This is a genomic window from Ruegeria atlantica (assembly GCF_001458195.1).
Taxonomy (GTDB): Bacteria; Pseudomonadota; Alphaproteobacteria; order Rhodobacterales; family Rhodobacteraceae; genus Ruegeria; species Ruegeria atlantica.
In genome coordinates this window covers 175955-195138 of record NZ_CYPU01000074.1, presented here as the reverse complement: position 1 = coordinate 195138, position 19184 = coordinate 175955, and the positions used below count along the sequence as shown (strand labels likewise).

The window sequence follows — 19184 nt, the reverse complement described above, 5'->3', positions numbered from 1 at the left end:
GTGGCCGGGGCAGTCGACGTGCGCATAGTGACGCGTGTCGGTCTCGTATTCCACGTGGGCGGTCGAGATGGTGATGCCACGTGCTTTTTCTTCAGGCGCGCCGTCAATCTGATCATACGCTTTGAAGTCACCGAAATACTTGGTGATTGCTGCGGTCAGCGTGGTCTTGCCGTGGTCAACGTGGCCAATCGTGCCGATGTTGACGTGCGGCTTATTACGCTCAAACTTTTCCTTTGCCATGATGGCCTCCTTTTTCGGTAATGAAGGGAGCCCCTGAACAGAGCTCCCTCAAATCTTCGCTTATGCGTATTTCGCCTGGATCTCGTCCGAGATGTTCTGCGGAACCGGATCGTAGTGATCGAACTGCATGGTGAACTGGGCACGGCCCGACGACATCGAACGCAGAGTGTTGATGTAGCCAAACATGTTGGCCAGCGGAACGAACGCGTCGATCGCGATGGCGTTGCCACGGTTTTCCTGACCGGAAACCTGACCCCGACGTGATGTCAGGTCGCCGATGATGCCGCCGGTGTATTCTTCCGGGGTGATCACTTCGACCTTCATGATCGGCTCAAGCAGTTTCGCACCAGCTTTGCGCATGCCTTCACGCATACCCATACGAGCCGCGATTTCAAACGCCAGAACCGAGGAGTCCACGTCGTGGTATTTACCTTCGATCAGGGCAACTTTGAAGTCGATCACGGGGAAGCCAGCCAATGGGCCGCTATCCATGACGGATCTGATGCCTTTTTCGACACCCGGAATATATTCCTTGGGTACCGAACCACCAACAACGCGGGATTCGAACGAATAGCCTTCGCCCGGCTCTGTCGGCGAGATGATCATCTTCACCTCAGCGAACTGACCCGAACCACCCGACTGTTTCTTGTGGGTGTAAACGATCTCGGCTTCGTGACCGATGGTTTCGCGATAGGCCACCTGCGGCGCACCAATGTTCGCTTCAACCTTGAATTCACGCTTAAGACGGTCAATCAGGATGTCCAGGTGAAGTTCGCCCATGCCCTTCATAATGGTCTGACCCGATTCCAGGTCAGTTTCCACGCGGAAGGATGGGTCTTCTGCGGCCAAACGGCCCAGACCCTGGCTCATTTTTTCCTGGTCAGCCTTGGTTTTCGGCTCAACCGCGATCTCGATCACCGGATCGGGGAAGGTCATGGTTTCCAGAACCACCGGATCACCGGTCGCACACAGAGTGTCGCCCGTGGTGGTGTCTTTCAGACCTGCCAGTGCGATAATGTCACCTGCGAATGCTTCCGTGATTTCCTCACGATCATTCGAGTGCATCATCATCATCCGGCCGATACGCTCTTTCTTACCCTTGGTTGAGTTCAGAAGCGTGTCGCCTTTGGCCAGAGTACCCGAGTAGATGCGGGTAAAGGTCAGCGAGCCAACAAAGGGGTCGTTCATGATTTTGAACGCCAGGCCCGAGAACGCCATGTCATCATCCGCACGGCGGGCAATGTTACGGGTTTCTTCTTCGTCACCGGGTTTGAAGCCCATGTAATCGACAACGTCCAGCGGGCTGGGCAGATAGTCGATCACAGCATTCAACAGCGGCTGAACGCCTTTGTTCTTGAACGCCGAACCACCCAAAACCGGAACAAACGCGATTTCCAGGGTACCTTTGCGCAGCAGGGCGCGCAGGGTCGGAACGTCGGGCTCATTGCCTTCCAGGTATTCCATCATCGCGTCGTCGTCCATTTCGACGGCCGCTTCGACCATTTTACCGCGCCATTCGTCAGCCATGTCTTTCAGGCTGTCACGGATCGGTGCTTTGACCCAGCTTGCGCCCAGGTCTTCGCCCTGCCACAGCCATTCTTCCATGGTAACCAGGTCGATCAGGCCTTCCAGCTCGGTTTCTGCGCCAATCGGAATACCAACCGGAACAGCACGTGCGCCGGTACGGTCTTCGATCATTGCAACGCAGTTGAAGAAGTCCGCGCCGATCTTGTCCATCTTGTTGACGAACACCATACGCGGAACCTTGTAGCGGTCGGCCTGACGCCACACGGTTTCGGTCTGGGGCTCAACACCGGCGTTTGCGTCCAGAACGCAAACGGCACCGTCGAGAACCGCCAGCGAACGCTCAACTTCAATGGTGAAGTCAACGTGGCCGGGGGTGTCGATGATGTTCAGGCGGTGCTTAGGCGAGTCAGCAGTTTCACCGTCTTCGGTGCGTTCCCAAAACGTGGTGGTCGCAGCCGAAGTAATGGTAATACCGCGTTCCTGCTCCTGCTCCATCCAGTCCATGGTGGCTGCACCATCGTGCACCTCACCGATGTTGTGGGATTTGCCGGTGTAATACAGGATGCGTTCCGAACAGGTCGTTTTACCTGCATCGATATGCGCCATAATACCGAAGTTACGGTAATGGTTGAGTGTATATTCGCGTGCCATTTTGATAAGCCTCTGGAATTACCAACGGTAGTGGCTGAAGGCTTTGTTCGCCTCGGCCATCTTGTGGGTGTCTTCGCGCTTTTTCACGGCAGTACCGCGGGACTGTACGGCGTCCAGCAGTTCGCCCGCAAGGCGCTCTTCCATGGTGTTTTCGTTACGGTTACGCGCAGCAGTGATCAGCCAGCGGATGGCCAGTGCTTCGCGGCGCTCGGGGCGCACTTCGACCGGAACCTGATAGGTTGCACCACCAACCCGGCGCGAGCGAACCTCGACCGACGGTTTGATGTTGTCGAGCGCTTCGTGGAACACTTCGACAGGAGCGCGCTTGATCTTGCCTTCAACGCGGTCAAAGGCGTTGTAAACGATGCGCTCTGCGACCGACTTTTTGCCGTCGATCATCAGGTTGTTCATGAATTTGGTCAGTACCTTGTCGCCAAATTTGGCGTCAGGCAGGACTTCGCGTTTTTCGGCGGCGTGACGACGTGACATATCAGCCTCTCCTTCTTACTTGGGACGCTTCGCGCCGTATTTCGAACGACGTTGCTTACGGTCTTTGACGCCCTGGGTATCCAGAACACCACGCAGGATGTGGTAACGGACACCGGGAAGGTCTTTTACACGGCCGCCACGGATCAGAACAACCGAGTGTTCCTGCAGGTTGTGGCTTTCACCGGGGATGTACGAGATGACCTCGAACCCGTTGGTCAGGCGCACTTTGGCAACCTTACGCATAGCCGAGTTCGGCTTTTTCGGTGTGGTCGTATACACACGAGTACAGACGCCGCGTTTCTGCGGGCACTGCTCCAGGTGCATGGACTTCGAGCGTTTTACTTTGGGCTGACGCGGCTTGCGGATCAGCTGTTGAATAGTTGGCATTCCGGTTTCTTCCCCGTTTTGCAACACACATGACATGCACGCGCATTGCGTGCGGCTAAACTTGCTGCGTTCGTGCGTCCACAAGCGCAAAACCCGCGAGCGTTCCCATTCCGAGGTGAACGTCGCGGTTTGTTATCAGAGGGCGCGAACGATAAAAGTGTCCGGGCCTTGACCAGTTCATTACTGGAATCGGTTGTGGGGCGGCCCCCGGCACCGAGATGACGCGCGTATATGGGGAGTCGGCCCGAGTGTCAACAGCACATACCCGACAAGCCGATTGACGGCGTTTTATCAAGATTTAGCTGCAGCTTCCAGTGCTACTCGCCCGTTGCCGGCAATTGCGGAGTTCTGCATAGTGGCCGCGAAACTTTTCGATGGACGAAACATGCAAGTCATTGGCCTGTGCCGCTTTTCCTACCCCGCGATCGGCGGTTATCAGGTAGAACACGAAACTGTCGAAGAGCGTCGTCAATACCTGTATAACCCAGAGCGGCTAGAAGAGCGGTTTCGTCTGTTCGAAACCACCACCCTGCCCGGTTTTCGGGAACAGACAGACGAGGACTTTGAACTGGTGGTGCTAGTCGGTGAATGCCTTCCCCAAAAGTCCATGGACCGGCTGTATGATCTAACCTCGGGCATCAGGCAGATCCGCATCGTCAAGCGCACACCAGCCCGGCATCGACCGGTCGTCAAAGAGGTCCTGCACAGCGCCCGCACCGACCCAGATCAGCCGTGCATCCAGTTTCGCCATGACGACGATGACGCCGTCTCGGTCGACTTTGTCGAACGTCTGCGCCTTGCGGCGATTGACGCTAAAGGACTGACCCGGAATAGCCGGACGGTCGGGCTGGATTTCAACAGCGGGTTTCTGGCGCGGTTTGGACCGGATGGCACTCAAGCCCTCCCGGTGTTCCGATCCCTTTTGGGCGTTGGGTTGGGGATGTATATTGCCGGCGGCTGCAAACACACGATCATGAGTTTCACGCACCATAAGATCGGTCGTTTCATGCCCGTGATCAGCTATCCCGACGCGCCCATGTGGGTGCGTACGCTGAACACCTTCAACGACTCCCCCCATGCCCGCGCCAACAAGACCGAGTTGTCCCCACTGACACCGGAACAAGAAGGCGAGTTCATTGCGCGGTTTGCCATTGAACAGGACAAGGTGCGGCGGGCTCACTCTGTTGGTTGAGACTGACGTTCCCGGAACAGCGTGAAAAGCCCCGCACCCACGACCAGAACAGCGCCCAACATTGTGATCGTATCGGGCCAATCGCCAAAAATTACCCAACCCAACCCCAAAGCCCAGATCAGGCTGGAATACCGGAACGGCGCAATAAAACCGACGTCGCCTTCGCGCATGACCATGACGCTGCAAAGATATCCGGTTAGAACAAAGACAGCGGCTGAGGCCACCATTATGCCTGCGCCCGGCGCTACCGGCTCCCACCCTGTGACTGCAGTTGCGATCCCTGCGGCCACTGTAATGGAAACCGACGTCGCCAATGTGACCGTCAAGGACGGAACATGGGTGGACATACGCCTGGTAATCAGGTCGCGCGCGGTGACGGATGCCACGGCAATCAGAGCGTAAATCGCGTAAATACTGAACCCATCAGGGCCCGGCCGTACGATCAGCAGCATTCCAGCAAATCCCATCCCGATCGCTAGAATGCGGCGCCAGCCGATATGTTCACCAAAGAACAAAACAGCCCCCAATGTCACCGTAAGTGGCAACGCCTGAAGAACGGCCGTTACATTTGCAAGCGGCATATGCAAAAGCGCTGTCAGAAAGAAGAATGTGGCCGACAACTCGGCCAGGCAGCGTGCAGCAACAAGCCATTTGTCGTGGCGCGGAAAGTTCAGGTGCAGTGCCCCAAGGTGACGCGCCATCAGAAACACCAATAACGTCGCCAAGAGTCCACGCATCGCAACCATCTGAAACAGCGGCAAGTCTGCCCCCGCAACTTTGATCAAAGCATCATTCACGGTAAAGGCGGCCATGCTGCCCATCATCAGCACCGCGCCCTTCACATTCGGGGTCATAGTGGCGGATTCCAATACTTTAAAGAAACTTGGCCCATTGGCCGTAAGCCCGTGAACGATGTCAATATGCAACGTCAGGCCTGCTGATCAACCAGGCAATATCACCAACGTGTGGTCCATACCCGCAAGAGCTACGTCAATGAGCGGCGCGATCTCTGCCCAATCGCCACCGGCCAGACCTGCACCTATCATCGGATAGCCGATCCGCGATGCGGGGAATGCGCGTGCAATCTTCGAAAAACAACCCGAGATCGCCGCATATTCCACAAGCGGCCCCGGCCCCTCCCAATGAAACTGGGTATAAGCATTAACCACTACAAATTCGGTCGTGCCCCGCTTGATCTGGACCGAAGAAATCGTTCCGAGTTTTGATCTGGACCCAAGTTTCGTCTGCTTGTCGGCCTCAAGCGCATCAGGGAATTCCGCCGCAATCCCCCGTGCTATCCCGGCCCCCATCGCATGGAAGCAATTGCAACCGTGAATGATGACATCAAACTCACCATTCAGTGCAAGCTGTATCAAATCACCCTTGATTGTGGGCATCATGCATCCCTTGGTCAGTGGGTCGCTGTCTTCGAGACTATTCAGTTGTATCACGATTGGACAAAAGCACACCAAGGGTAAAAGAAAAGGCCCCGCGAAATCGCAAGGCCTTTCCTTATTTCTTTGATGAGAAAGTTACTCGCGGCTTTCCGGTGTTTCCACCAGAACGTCCAGCTCGTCACCGACCATGTCGTCATCCATGACCGGCGCAGCCAAGGCAGCGGCCGCTTCGGCCTCTTCCCGGCGGGCTTCGATCACGACGTTGTCGCGGCCTTGCGCAACCTGGCGCACGGCCTGAGTGGCCCCACCGGTACCGGCTGGGATCAGACGGCCGACGATGACGTTCTCTTTCAGGCCAACCAGTTTGTCCTTCTTGCCCTGAACCGAAGCTTCGGTCAGCACGCGGGTGGTTTCCTGGAACGACGCCGCCGAGATGAACGAACGTGTCTGCAGCGAGGCTTTGGTGATCCCCAGAAGGATCGGTTCGCCCTGAGCTGGACGTCCGCCGCGGGCCAACGTCTTCTCGTTGGCTGCGTCAAACTCCTGCTTGTCGACATGCTCGCCTTTCAGCAGGGTGGTGTCGCCTGAATCCAGGATCTCCCACTTCTGCAGCATCTGACGCACGATGACTTCGATGTGCTTGTCGTTGATTTTCACACCTTGCAGGCGATAGACGTCTTGCACCTCGTCGATCATGTAGTCCGCCAGCGCTTCGACACCCATGATGGACAGGATGTCATGCGGAGCCGGGTTACCGTCCATCAGGTATTCACCCTTCTGGATGAAGTCCCCTTCGGCGACCGGGATGTGCTTGCCCTTGGGTACCATGTACTCGATGGTCTCCATGGACTCGTCAGCCGGCTCGATGCTGATGCGGCGCTTGTTCTTGTAGTCGCGGCCAAAGCGCACGTAACCATCGGCTTCTGCGATGATCGCGTGATCTTTCGGACGACGGGCTTCGAACAGTTCAGCCACACGCGGCAGACCACCGGTGATGTCCTTGGTCTTGGCGCCTTCACGCGGAATACGCGCAACGACTTCACCAGCCTCGATTTTTTCACCGTCTTCGATCGACAGGATCGCATCCACCGACATCGGATAGTGAACCGGGTTGCCCGCATCATTGCGGACCGGCTCGCCATCTTCACCAACCAGAATGATCTCGGGCTTCAGGTCGCTGCCTTTGGGGGCGGCGCGCCAGTCGATCACGATCTTCTGGGTCATGCCGGTTGCATCGTCGGTCTCATCGCGGACAGCAATGCCCGAAACAAGGTCAACATACTTCGCAGTTCCGGCTTTCTCGGCGATGATCGGCAGAGTGTAGGGATCCCACTCGTACAGCTTGTCGCCACGAGCCACCTTGGCGCCGTCCTTGACGAACAGCTTAGAGCCGTAGCCCAGCTTGTGGCTGGCACGTTCCTCGCCGTGTTCGTCCTTGATCACCAGCTTCATGTTCCGGCCCATGACCAGGATTTCGCCTGCGGAATTGGCCAGAACCTGCGGGTTCTCGAACGAAACCACACCGTCCTGGCTGGCTTCCTGGAACGACTGCTGACCACCTTGGGCAACACCGCCGATGTGGAAGGTCCGCATCGTCAGCTGCGTACCAGGTTCACCGATGGACTGGGCGGCGATGATGCCGACAGCTTCACCCGTGTTGACCCGCGTACCACGTGCAAGGTCACGACCATAGCAGGTGGCACATACACCTTCCTCGGACTCACATGTCAGAGGCGAGCGGATACGCATCGAAGCAACACCGGCCTCGTCAATTGTGTCGGCCATGCGTTCGTCGATCAACTGACCCGCAGCGACCAGAACCTCTTCCGTACCCGGACGCAGAACGTCATCGGCAGAAACACGACCCAGCACACGTTCGGCCAGCGAAGCAACAACCTCACCATCGTTGACCGCGGCTTCGGCAGTGATCGCACGTTCAGTACCACAGTCGATCTCCCGAACGATGCAGTCCTGCGCCACGTCCACCAGACGACGGGTCAGGTAACCCGAGTTCGCCGTCTTCAGAGCGGTATCCGACAGACCCTTACGGGCACCGTGGGTCGAGTTGAAGTACTCGAGAACGGTCAGACCTTCTTTAAAGTTCGAGATGATCGGCGTCTCGATGATGTCACCGTTCGGCTTGGCCATCAGACCACGCATACCGCCCAGCTGTTTCATCTGAGTAACCGAGCCACGCGCACCTGAGTGGGCCATCATGTAGACCGAGTTTGGTTCTTGTTCGGAACCATCCTCTGCCCGATCCGAAGACGAGATCGTGCCCATCATCGCATCGGTTACGCGGTCGTTACACTTCGACCAGGCATCGACAACTTTGTTGTACTTTTCGCCCTGTGTGATCAGTCCGTCCATGTACTGCTGTTCAAAGTCTTTTACCTGACTGCGGGTCTCATCAACGATGCCCCACTTATCATCAGGGATGACCATGTCGTCCTTACCGAACGAGATGCCCGCCTTGAACGCTTCTTTGAAGCCCATCGACATGATCTGGTCACAGAAGATAACCGACTCTTTCTGACCGCAGTAACGGTAGACGGTGTCGATCACCTGCTGCACTTCTTTCTTCCGCAGCAGACGGTTAACCAGCTCGAACGGGGCCTTGTTGTTCATCGGCAGCAAGGCACCCAGACGCAGACGGCCCGGAGTAGTCTCGAAACGCTTCTGAACTTCGTTGCCTTCGTCGTCGATCTGCGTGATCCGCGCGGTAATCTTGGTGTGCAGGTGCACTTCGCCGGAATCCAGAGCATGCTGGACTTCGTCGATCGAACCAAAGACCTTGCCTTCGCCCGGCATGCCTTCGCGCTCCAGGGTCACGTAGTAGAGGCCCAGGATCATATCCTGCGACGGAACGATGATGGGCGCACCGTTTGCAGGCGACAGAACGTTGTTCGTCGACATCATCAGAACGCGCGCTTCCAACTGGGCTTCAAGGCTCAGCGGGACGTGAACGGCCATCTGGTCACCGTCGAAGTCGGCGTTGAAGGCCGAACAGACCAGAGGGTGCAGCTGGATGGCTTTGCCTTCGATCAGGACCGGCTCGAACGCCTGGATACCAAGACGGTGCAGCGTAGGCGCACGGTTCAGCATGACAGGGTGTTCGCGGATCACCTCGTCGAGGATATCCCACACTTCGGGACGTTCTTTCTCAACCAGTTTCTTCGCCTGCTTGACAGTCGAAGACAGACCCTTGGCTTCAAGGCGCGAGTAGATGAACGGCTTGAACAGCTCCAGCGCCATCTTCTTAGGCAGACCACACTGGTGCAGCTTGAGTTCCGGACCAGTCACAATGACCGAACGGCCCGAGAAGTCGACGCGCTTACCCAAAAGGTTCTGACGGAAGCGACCCTGCTTACCTTTCAGCATGTCCGACAGCGATTTCAGCGGACGCTTGTTGGCACCGGTAATCACGCGCCCACGACGGCCATTGTCGAACAGAGCGTCAACGGATTCCTGCAGCATCCGCTTTTCGTTGCGGACGATGATGTCAGGTGCACGCAGTTCGATCAGACGCTTCAGACGGTTGTTCCGGTTGATGACGCGGCGATACAGATCGTTCAGATCCGAAGTCGCGAAACGGCCACCATCCAGCGGAACCAGCGGACGCAGTTCCGGAGGAATGACCGGGATCACGGTCATCACCATCCACTCAGGCCGGTTGCCCGACTCGAGGAAGGATTCAACAACCTTCAGGCGTTTGATGATCTTCTTGGGCTTCAGTTCACCGGTTGCTTCGGCCAGATCAGCGCGCAGCTGCTCGGCTTCGGCTTCCAGATCGATCTGGGCCAACATCTCACGGATAGCTTCGGCACCGATGTTCGCGGTGAACGCGTCCATGCCATAGGCATCCTGCGCGTCCATGTACTCTTCTTCGGTCAGCATCTGGCCATAAGACAGGTCGGTCAGACCGGGCTCGATGACGACATAGTTTTCAAAGTACAGAACACGTTCCAGATCGCGCAAGGTCATGTCCAGCATCAGACCGATGCGGGACGGCAGCGACTTCAGGAACCAGATATGCGCAACGGGTGCTGCCAGTTCGATGTGGCCCATACGTTCGCGGCGGACTTTCTGCAGGGTGACTTCCACACCGCATTTCTCGCAGACAACGCCGCGATACTTCATCCGCTTATATTTGCCGCACAGACATTCGTAATCTTTGATCGGGCCAAAGATACGCGCGCAGAACAGACCGTCACGCTCGGGCTTGAACGTCCGGTAATTGATGGTTTCGGGTTTCTTGATCTCGCCATAGGACCAAGACAGAATCCGCTCGGGCGACGCCAGGGAGACTTTGATCTCGTCAAAGACTTTCGGCGGCGTCAGCGGGTTGAACGGGTTGTTGGTGATTTCCTGGTTCATTTTGCGTCCTTACAAATTGGGATGGGATGAGTGTGGGGCGTTGCCGCCCCTACTCTTCCTCCGCATCCAGGAGTTCCATATTCAGGCCGAGGCCACGGACTTCTTTAACCAGAACGTTGAACGATTCCGGTACGCCCGCTTCAAAGTTATCCTCGCCCTTGACGATCGACTCATAGACCTTGGTCCGGCCGGCGACGTCATCCGATTTCACGGTGAGCATCTCCTGCAGGGTGTAGGCGGCGCCGTAAGCTTCCAGAGCCCAGACTTCCATCTCACCAAAGCGCTGACCACCGAACTGCGCCTTACCACCCAGCGGCTGCTGGGTAACCAGGCTGTACGGCCCGGTCGAACGCGCGTGGATTTTGTCATCCACAAGGTGGTGCAGTTTCAGCAGGTACTTGATGCCAACGGTCACAGGACGCGCGAATTGCTCACCGGTACGACCGTCGAACAGAACCGACTGACCGCTTTCCGAGAAGCCCGCACGCACCAGCGCGTCGTTGACGTCAGCCTCTTTGGCTCCGTCAAAGACGGGGGTCGCGATCGGAACACCGCGGGTCACGTTGCCCGCCGCCTCGATCAGATGACCTTCGTCCATGCCGGCAATGCCTTCTTCATAGACATTCTCGCCATAGGCCAGCTTCATCGCTTCGCGAACCGGGGTCAGGTCGCCAGAACGGCGGTATTCACCCAGTGCTACGTCGATGTTCAAACCCAGACCGCGTGCGGCCCAACCCATGTGGGTTTCAAGGATCTGTCCAACGTTCATACGCGAAGGCACGCCCAGCGGGTTCAGACAGAAGTCAACCGGAGTACCATCAGCCAGGAACGGCATGTCTTCCATCGGAACAACCTTGGAGATCACACCTTTGTTTCCGTGACGACCGGCCATCTTGTCGCCCGGCTGCAGCTTACGCTTCACGGCGATGAAGACTTTGACCATCTTCATCACACCCGGCGGCAGATCGTCACCACGACGGACTTTCTCGACCTTGTCTTCGAAACGGGCATCCAGAGCGCGCTTGAGCACTTCGTATTGCTCGTTCAGAGCCTCTACGATCTGGGCGTCCTTCTCGTCTTCCAATGCCAGCTGCCACCACTGACCACGGGTCAGCATGTCCAGCAGTTCCTCGGTGATCACCGATCCTGCCTTGACGCCTTTCGGGCCTTTGACAGCGGTCTTACCCAGGATCAGACCTTGCAGACGCGCATAGATGTTGCGGTCAAGGATCGCCAGCTCGTCATCCCGGTCACGGGCCAGACGTTCGACCTCCTCACGCTCGATCTGCAACGCACGCTCGTCTTTCTCGACGCCGTGACGGTTGAAGACGCGAACTTCCACGACAGTCCCGTAATCACCCGGCTTCACGCGCAGCGAAGTATCGCGCACATCAGATGCTTTTTCACCAAAGATGGCGCGCAGCAGCTTTTCTTCCGGGGTCATCGGGCTTTCGCCCTTCGGAGTGATCTTGCCGACCAGAATATCGCCCGGCTCAACATCCGCGCCGATGTAAACGATGCCAGCCTCGTCGAGGTTGCGCAGCGCTTCTTCACCGACGTTCGGTATGTCGCGGGTGATCTCTTCCGGGCCCAGCTTCGTGTCACGGGCGGCGACTTCGAATTCCTCGATATGGACCGAGGTAAAGACGTCATCACGCGCAATACGTTCGCTGATCAGGATCGAGTCTTCGTAGTTGTAACCGTTCCACGGCATGAACGCGACGACCACGTTCTTACCCAGTGCCAGTTCACCGATATCGGTGGACGGACCATCGGCGACAACCTCGCCTTTCGTGACAGTGTCACCCACTTTCACCAGCGGACGCTGGTTGATGCAGGTGTTCTGGTTCGAACGCTGGAATTTGCGCAGACGGTAGATGTCAACGCCAGCGTCGCCCAGTTCCAGATCTTCGGTAGCGCGAATAACGATACGCTGGGCATCGACCTGGTCGATGATACCGGCACGTTTCGCCTGAATCGCAGCGCCCGAGTCGATCGCAACCTTTTCCTCGATCCCGGTGCCGACCAGCGGCGCCTCGGCCCGCAGCAGCGGAACCGCCTGACGTTGCATGTTCGAGCCCATCAGGGCGCGGTTGGCGTCGTCATTTTCAAGGAACGGGATCAGCGATGCAGCGACCGATACCAACTGTTTCGGGCTGACGTCGATCAGGTCCACATTCTCGCGCGGGGCAAGGGTGTAGTCGCCGGACTGACGGGTCGAAACCAGATCGTTGATGAACTTGCCATCCGCATCCAGTGTCGCGTTCGCCTGCGCCACAGTATGACGCATTTCTTCGGTCGCGGACATGTAGTGAACCTCATCGGTCACCTCGGCGTCTTTGACGACGCGGTACGGTGTTTCGATGAAGCCATACTTGTTCACGCGGGCGAAGGTGGCCAGCGAGTTGATCAGACCGATGTTCGGACCTTCCGGCGTCTCAATCGGGCACATCCGGCCATAGTGGGTCGGGTGAACGTCGCGCACCTCAAAGCCCGCACGCTCACGTGTCAGACCACCGGGGCCAAGCGCCGAGAGACGGCGTTTGTGGGTGACTTCCGACAGCGGGTTGGTCTGGTCCATGAACTGCGACAGCTGCGACGAGCCGAAGAATTCACGAACAGCAGCCGCAGCCGGTTTCGCGTTGATCAGGTCCTGCGGCATGACGGTGTCGATCTCAACCGACGACATACGCTCTTTGATCGCGCGCTCCATGCGCAGCAGGCCAACGCGGTACTGGTTTTCCATCAGTTCGCCGACAGAACGCACACGACGGTTGCCCAGGTGGTCGATATCGTCGATGTCACCTTTGCCGTCGCGCAGCTCCACTAGCGCCTTGATGCAGGCTACGATGTCTTCGCGACGCAGAGTGCGCAGGGTATCCGGCGCATCCAGAGCCAGACGCATGTTCATCTTCACGCGGCCAACGGCGGAAAGGTCATAACGCTCGCTGTCGAAGAACAGCGTGTCGAACAGGGCCGAAGCCGCTTCGACGGTGGGCGGCTCGCCCGGACGCATAACACGGTAGATGTCCATCAGCGCGGTGTCGCGGCCCATGTTCTTGTCCTGCGCCATGGTGTTGCGCATGTAGGGGCCGACATTGACATTGTCGATGTCCAAAACCGGGATCTCGGTGATGCCTGCGTCGATCAGTTCCTTAACGGTACCACCGATCAGTTCGCCGTCTTTGTCGTATTCCAGCGTCAGTTCATCGCCAGCTTCGACATAAATCGCACCGGTTTCTTCGTTGATGATATCCTTGGCGACAAACTTGCCAACGATATGATCGAACGGAACCAGCAGATTGGTGACAACACCTTCGTCGATCAGCTTCTTGACCGCGCGCGGAGTAACTTTCTTGCCCGCTTCGGCAATCACTTCGCCAGACTTCGCATCAATCAGATCATAGGTCGGACGGGTACCGCGTACACGTTCCGGGAAGAAGGGCGCAATCCAGCCTTTCTTCTTGTCCAGCTTGTAGGACACGGTGTTGTAGTACGCGTCCATGATCGCTTCCTGGTCCAGACCCAGCGCATACAGCAGGGTCGTCACAGGCAGTTTGCGGCGACGGTCGATACGGGCGAACACGATGTCCTTGGCGTCGAACTCAAAGTCCAGCCAGCTGCCGCGATACGGGATGATGCGGCAAGCAAAGAGCAGTTTACCCGAAGAATGGGTCTTGCCCTTGTCGTGGTCAAAGAACACGCCGGGCGAACGGTGCATCTGGGACACGATCACACGCTCGGTGCCGTTCACGATGAACGTACCGTTGGGCGTCATCAGGGGCATGTCGCCCATGAATACGTCCTGTTCTTTAATGTCTTTGACGGATTTGGCGCCGGTGTCCTCGTCGACATCAAACACGATCAGACGCAGAGTGACCTTCAGCGGCGCGCTGTAGGTCATGTCACGCTGCATGCACTCTTCGACGTCATATTTGGGTTTTTCCAGATCGTATTTCACGAACTCCAGAACGGAGGTTTCGTTGAAATCCTTGATCGGGAAGACCGATTGGAACACGCCTTTGATGCCTTCGCCGTCTGTGGGCACATCTGCATCGCCGGAGCGCAGGAATAGATCATAAGAAGATTTCTGGACCTCAATGAGGTTCGGCATCTCCAGCACTTCGCGGATTTTGCCGTAATATTTACGAAGACGTTTCTGGCCAAGGAACGTTTGAGCCATGTCAGATGTCACCTTTCGATGTTCTCAGCGGACAAAGACACCGTCGGGCCCCGGTGCCTTGCACATTAGAGACGACACGTCCGGATCAATTCGTGGCCACCGTCCCGAATGGCAGCCTCCCGATCCGCGAACCGCGTCTTAGAAAACACCCCAATTATTAGAGGCCCTTTCTAAGACAGGTTCGGCTGGACCCGGATTTCTCCGGATCCAGCCAAATTTTGCGGCGCATCAGCGATGCACCTGTCGAATGGCTTAGGCCAGCTCGACTTCGGCGCCAGCTGCTTCCAGCTTGCCTTTGACTTCTTCGGCTTCGTCTTTCGACACGCCTTCTTTGATCTTGCCGCCAGCTTCGACCAGTTCTTTGGCTTCTTTCAGGCCCAGACCGGTGATGCCGCGAACTTCTTTGATCACGTTGATTTTCGAAGCGCCGGCGTTCTTCAGAACGACGTCGAATTCGGTTTTTTCTTCCTCAGCTGCGCCACCGGCGTCGCCACCGGCTGCCATGACAACTGCGCCGCCAGCTGCGGGCTCGATGCCATATTCGTCTTTGAGGATGGTTTTCAATTCTTGTGCTTCCAGCAGGGTCAGACCCACGATGCTTTCTGCGAGTGCTTTCAGATCAGCCATTTTATCAGCTCTTTCCGTTTACAGTGTGTGTTCCAACGTCAGGGTGGTTACCCTACGCAGATCATTCAGTGCCAACCGCTTACGCAGCTTCCGCCTTCTCTTCGATGGTGGAAAGGATGCTTGCGATGTTGCTTGCAGGTGCGCCAATTGCGCCAGCGATGTTCGAAGCAGGTGCGCCAAGCATGCCCGCGATAGTAGCAATAAGCTCCTCGCGCGAAGGCATTTTCGACACGGCTTCGACGCCGGCACGATCCAGAGCGTTCTCACCCATTGCACCGCCAAGAATTTCGAACTTTTGGTTCTCTTTGGCGTAGTCCTGGGCCACTTTGGCTGCTGCCACAGGGTCCTCGGAATAGGTCAGAACGGTCATCCCTGTCAGCAGGTCGGCCATGCTTTCACACGGCTTACCCTCAAGGGCGATTTTGGCGAGCCTGTTCTTGGCAACACGCACGGAGCCACCCGCGTCACGAGCACGTGCGCGAAGGTCCTGCATCTCGGCAACTGTCAGACCGGCATAGTGCGAAACCACTACGACGCCAGAGCTTTCGAAGATTTGGCCGAGTTCCTCGACCACTTTCTCTTTCTGGGCTCTATCCACAGTTCTCTCCAAGTTTGGGGCGATATCTCACCCCGGCTCATATTAGCCGCAGCTTTCGCTCCGGCGTTCAGGTCCGTTGTTACGGGATTGGCCAAAATGCGCCCGAGGGTTGGACCCCCCAGAATTCTTTGGTCTTACCCGTCTCAGGCAGGGAATTAAGGGGCCATATGGCACCACCCACCGTCTTGGACGAAACAAAATAAAGCGCACGACGAATCGCACGCTTTACTTCGTAGCCTTACTTAGGGCAGATGGGGCCGGTTTCCAAGGGGTAAATTGCGGTTTCCGCAGGTTCGCAACAGCATCTGTCGAAAACGATTTCCAACCCGTTTGGGGCTTGGCGTGCACATAGGCGCGGATTTGCGGAATATGACGCGCAAACGCCAAATCAAGCAGATCCAAGCATCGACTTTCCGTTGACACGGACATCGCACTGTTATCCTGTCCGGGGACTGGACAACAACACTCAGGACTTGGCTCGTTGGCTGGAACGCTGCCCCTTTCAGACGAAGAAAATGCCCGCGTCGCCTCGTGTATCGACGAGTTTTCAAACCAGTTCCTGAAAGAGCCCATCCGCCGCTATGAATGCATCTACCGATCGCATGCGTTCGGCGACACGCGATCCGTCGTGATCCTGCATACCGCAGCGCAGGCTTTCGCCCTTAAGATCGATACGCAATCGCCAGACACCGGACGGTTGAAGAGCGAATATGACCTGCTCGTCGAACTGTACCGATTTTTTGAGGGCAATGAGACTTCGCGCGTTGTCCGGCCCGTTTACCTCTCGCCAGGTGGTGCTTTTCTGGTGACCGAATACATCAATCGGCCGACCGCCGTTGATCTGATCTATAACAGCAAGGACGACGATCAGGTCGCCCAGGTGTACCGCCGCGCGGGGTCGTGGCTGAACGATCTTCACAGTCGCAACCCGCCTGTTCGTTACGCCTTTCGCCCCAGGTGGATGACAGACAGCCTGAAAGAGCTGATGACGGCCGTTCCCAATAAAATCGCGAACCAAAGCCGGACGATGGTGAATCTTATGCTGTCCGAAGGGACCCGCCTGAAGGGCACCGAGGACCTGCGCGTGTTTTCACATGGCGATTATCACGGACAGAACCTGATTGTAGGACAGGGGAAAACGATTGGTCTGGATTTCACCGAAGCCCGAGACAAGCTAGCGGTCTACGATATCGTCGATTTTCTGAAAGCGGATATTTTTCGGAATGGCGGCGCATCCGGTGTCGACCGAAGCGGTATCCTTAAAAGAAACAAAGACATGTTCTTTCGCCTTTACCGACATCCTGTCAATGTTGAAATCTTGGATTATTGTCTCCGCGGACGGCTATTGAAAGACTGGTTGGCCTTATGGCGAAACGACCACGATTGCAGCGAATTCGAAAGAGACAAGCGGCAAAGACTGGGCGATCGCCTGCAGGTCGCGTTCCAACACCGTTGAGCTGGATGGATGGTCAGCGTAAATGACGAGATTGTGAGCGACATCGCGCAAATCTTAGTTGACCGAACCATCCCAAGAAACGTTATCCCAAACCATAACACACGCGGCGATTGTCAGTTTAGGCCGACAATAACCGCCACACAGAAGGTAAGTCGCTTACATGGTTCTCCGCAGTTTTTTTGCTCAGGACAGCTCCAGCCTGGTCGCTACATTCGTCCCGGATACAGCTGACGCGAACGATATCGTGGTCGGAGGCTCGATCATCAACAATTCGGACACACCGGATGGCACCATCTTTACCTACTCGGGCGGCACCGGTACCACCATCACACTGGATGATACTGCTGGCAGCCCTGATGTTTTCGACGATGACCTGCCAACTGGCCACGTCATCACCGATGGTGGCGGCATAGTGACAAACGGCATGCAGGTAGAATCCGAGTCAGTTATCACTGTGCGAGCCCTGGATGACGATCTCAACCCGACCGGGCCAGAAATCACCATCTACGTGTTTTCCCAAGGCGGGGTGACGCAGGCTGTTTGGGGCTATGCGACATCTGCCCCGCTAGATACCGGAACGTCGTATGTCAAAACCGGTGGTTCGAATGCCGGGTCGTCGGCTTATGCTGACTATGTTACCTGCTTTGGGCCGGGAACCATTATCGAAACTGCCGACGGTATCGTTGAGGTTCAAGACCTCGCAAAAGGTCAACGCGTCTGGACACGGGACAGCGGATTTCAACCGATCCTCTGGATCGGAACGACCGAGGTTCATGGTCATGGGTCATTTGCTCCGGTGGTGATCGAGGCCGGCGCTATCGGGAACACGAAAGAGCTGGTGGTTTCGCAACAGCATCGAATTCTGATCGGCTCACCTGCCACTGACATGCTTTTTGGATCATCCGAAGTGTTCGTGGCCGCCAAGCACCTGTGTGGCCTGCCGGGGGTTTCGATCCGCCCGACGGATCGCATTACCTACACCCACTTCATGTTCGACCGACACCACATTGTCCGGTCCAACGGCGCGCTGACAGAAAGCTACTATTTCGGCGAAAATGCAAAATACGCGCTGTCGTCCCCGCAACGGTCGGAAATCCTGGCGCTATTCCCGTCGATCGAAGATGTCAGCGAAGCGTTTCGACGCACAGCAGCCCCAACAATCAGCGCGCGTGAGGCCGGTGTATTGCGCGCATATATCTAAGCCGTAGAGGTCAGACGCGCGCAGGCTTAAACCGCAGCTTCCGCCTGGCGCAGGCCACTTGAATGCGGCCTTCACGCGGACAGCCTGATCATCTTTAAGTAAAAAATCCCGGGCGGTTTGCACCACCCGGGATTTCATCTTCGCGGTATTGAAATTGGGCTTATTCGCCCGAAGCGGCGGCCACATCCAGAGTCACGCCAGGGCCCATGGTCGAGCTCAGCGCGATTTTCTTCATGTAAGTGCCTTTGGCGCCTGTCGGCTTGGCCTTGGCCACGGCCGAGATAAAGGCGCGGACGTTTTCGACCAGCTTGGCTTCGTCGAAGGACGCTTTGCCAACACCGGCGTGCACAACGCCGCCTTTTTCCGCCTTGAACTGAACTTCACCACCCTTGGCTGCTTCCACGGCCGCTTTCACGTCCATGGTCACGGTGCCAACTTTGGGGTTCGGCATCAGGTTGCGGGGGCCCAGAACTTTACCCAGACGACCGACGATCGGCATCATGTCGGGGGTGGCAATGCAGCGATCGAATTCGATGGTGCCGCCCTGAATGGTTTCCATCAGGTCCTCTGCGCCAATGATATCCGCGCCTGCTTCTTTCGCTTCGTCAGCCTTGGGGCCACGAGCGAACACAGCAACGCGCATGGTTTTGCCGGTGCCATTTGGCAGGCCGACAACACCACGAACCATTTGGTCCGCGTGACGGGTATCAACGCCCAGGTTCAGCGCGATCTCGATGGTTTCGTCGAATTTCGAGGTTGCATTGGCTTTGACCAGGGCAACTGCCTCGTCCACCGACAGATTTTCCTTGCCAGCGACGGCTTCGCGCGCGGCGCGCGTACGTTTACCGAGTTTTGCCAT

At 56.9% G+C, this 19184-nt stretch carries 14 protein-coding genes; 3 read left to right on the top strand and 11 right to left on the bottom strand.

All coding sequences use genetic code 11. The annotated features are described in order from the left end of the window. From RUA4292_RS23700 to rpsL, 4 genes are all read right to left on the bottom strand, one after another. Positions 1 to 240 (bottom strand): GTP-binding protein (locus RUA4292_RS23700; RefSeq protein ID WP_233493535.1); only part of this gene is annotated, 240 nt, incomplete at its 3' end. Positions 241 to 300: 60 nt separating this feature from the next. Further along, positions 301 to 2418: an elongation factor G gene (gene fusA / locus RUA4292_RS23695; protein WP_058272477.1), complete on the bottom strand. Its 2118-nt coding sequence runs from the start codon at positions 2416 to 2418 to the stop codon at positions 301 to 303. A gap of 18 nt (positions 2419 to 2436) precedes the next feature. After that, complete coding sequence (gene rpsG / locus RUA4292_RS23690; protein WP_058279828.1) at positions 2437 to 2907, bottom strand: 30S ribosomal protein S7; 471 nt, start codon at positions 2905 to 2907, stop codon at positions 2437 to 2439. Positions 2908 to 2922: 15 nt separating this feature from the next. Next, complete coding sequence (gene rpsL, locus RUA4292_RS23685; protein WP_005621086.1) at positions 2923 to 3294, bottom strand: 30S ribosomal protein S12; 372 nt, start codon at positions 3292 to 3294, stop codon at positions 2923 to 2925. Positions 3295 to 3679: 385 nt separating this feature from the next. On the opposite strand from rpsL, the gene RUA4292_RS23680 reads away from it, so the two are divergent. Continuing rightward, positions 3680 to 4486, top strand: coding sequence for a putative rhamnosyl transferase (locus RUA4292_RS23680; RefSeq protein ID WP_058279848.1), 807 nt, complete (start codon positions 3680 to 3682; stop codon positions 4484 to 4486). Here the strand turns inward: RUA4292_RS23680 and RUA4292_RS23675 are convergent. The 6 genes from RUA4292_RS23675 to rplJ all read right to left on the bottom strand — a co-directional run bounded on the left by RUA4292_RS23675 (position 4471) and on the right by rplJ (position 15668). Next, positions 4471 to 5340 (bottom strand): DMT family transporter, encoded by an 870-nt coding sequence (locus RUA4292_RS23675; protein ID WP_058279827.1) that lies wholly within the window; start codon positions 5338 to 5340, stop codon positions 4471 to 4473. The genes RUA4292_RS23680 and RUA4292_RS23675 overlap by 16 nt on opposite strands. An 87-nt stretch (positions 5341 to 5427) precedes the next feature. After that, positions 5428 to 5937, bottom strand: coding sequence for a macro domain-containing protein (locus RUA4292_RS23670; protein ID WP_199520040.1), 510 nt, complete (start codon positions 5935 to 5937; stop codon positions 5428 to 5430). Positions 5938 to 6018: 81 nt separating this feature from the next. Continuing rightward, positions 6019 to 10260 carry a DNA-directed RNA polymerase subunit beta' gene (gene rpoC / locus RUA4292_RS23665; RefSeq protein WP_058272480.1) on the bottom strand — a complete coding sequence of 1414 codons (4242 nt, stop codon included), beginning with the start codon at positions 10258 to 10260 and terminating at the stop codon, positions 6019 to 6021. 49 nt (positions 10261 to 10309) lie between these two features. Further along, positions 10310 to 14443, bottom strand: coding sequence for a DNA-directed RNA polymerase subunit beta (gene rpoB, locus RUA4292_RS23660; protein ID WP_058279826.1), 4134 nt, complete (start codon positions 14441 to 14443; stop codon positions 10310 to 10312). A gap of 252 nt (positions 14444 to 14695) precedes the next feature. Next, the gene (rplL, locus tag RUA4292_RS23655; protein ID WP_037314964.1) at positions 14696 to 15070 is read right to left on the bottom strand and encodes a 50S ribosomal protein L7/L12; all 375 of its coding nucleotides are present in this window, start codon (positions 15068 to 15070) and stop codon (positions 14696 to 14698) included. Between the two features lie 79 nt (positions 15071 to 15149). Next, positions 15150 to 15668, bottom strand: coding sequence for a 50S ribosomal protein L10 (gene rplJ / locus RUA4292_RS23650; RefSeq protein WP_058279825.1), 519 nt, complete (start codon positions 15666 to 15668; stop codon positions 15150 to 15152). A 481-nt stretch (positions 15669 to 16149) separates the two neighbouring features. On the opposite strand from rplJ, the gene RUA4292_RS23645 reads away from it, so the two are divergent. Together RUA4292_RS23645 and RUA4292_RS23640 are read left to right on the top strand one after the other, a co-directional pair. Then, positions 16150 to 17124 (top strand): phosphotransferase, encoded by a 975-nt coding sequence (locus RUA4292_RS23645; protein WP_058279824.1) that lies wholly within the window; start codon positions 16150 to 16152, stop codon positions 17122 to 17124. Positions 17125 to 17284: 160 nt separating this feature from the next. Further along, on the top strand, positions 17285 to 18325 hold the full coding sequence (locus tag RUA4292_RS23640) for a Hint domain-containing protein (RefSeq protein WP_058279823.1): 1041 nt from the start codon (positions 17285 to 17287) through the stop codon (positions 18323 to 18325). A gap of 160 nt (positions 18326 to 18485) precedes the next feature. Here the strand turns inward: RUA4292_RS23640 and rplA are convergent, their stop codons facing one another. Next, positions 18486 to 19184, bottom strand: coding sequence for a 50S ribosomal protein L1 (gene rplA, locus RUA4292_RS23635; protein WP_058272485.1), 699 nt, complete (start codon positions 19182 to 19184; stop codon positions 18486 to 18488).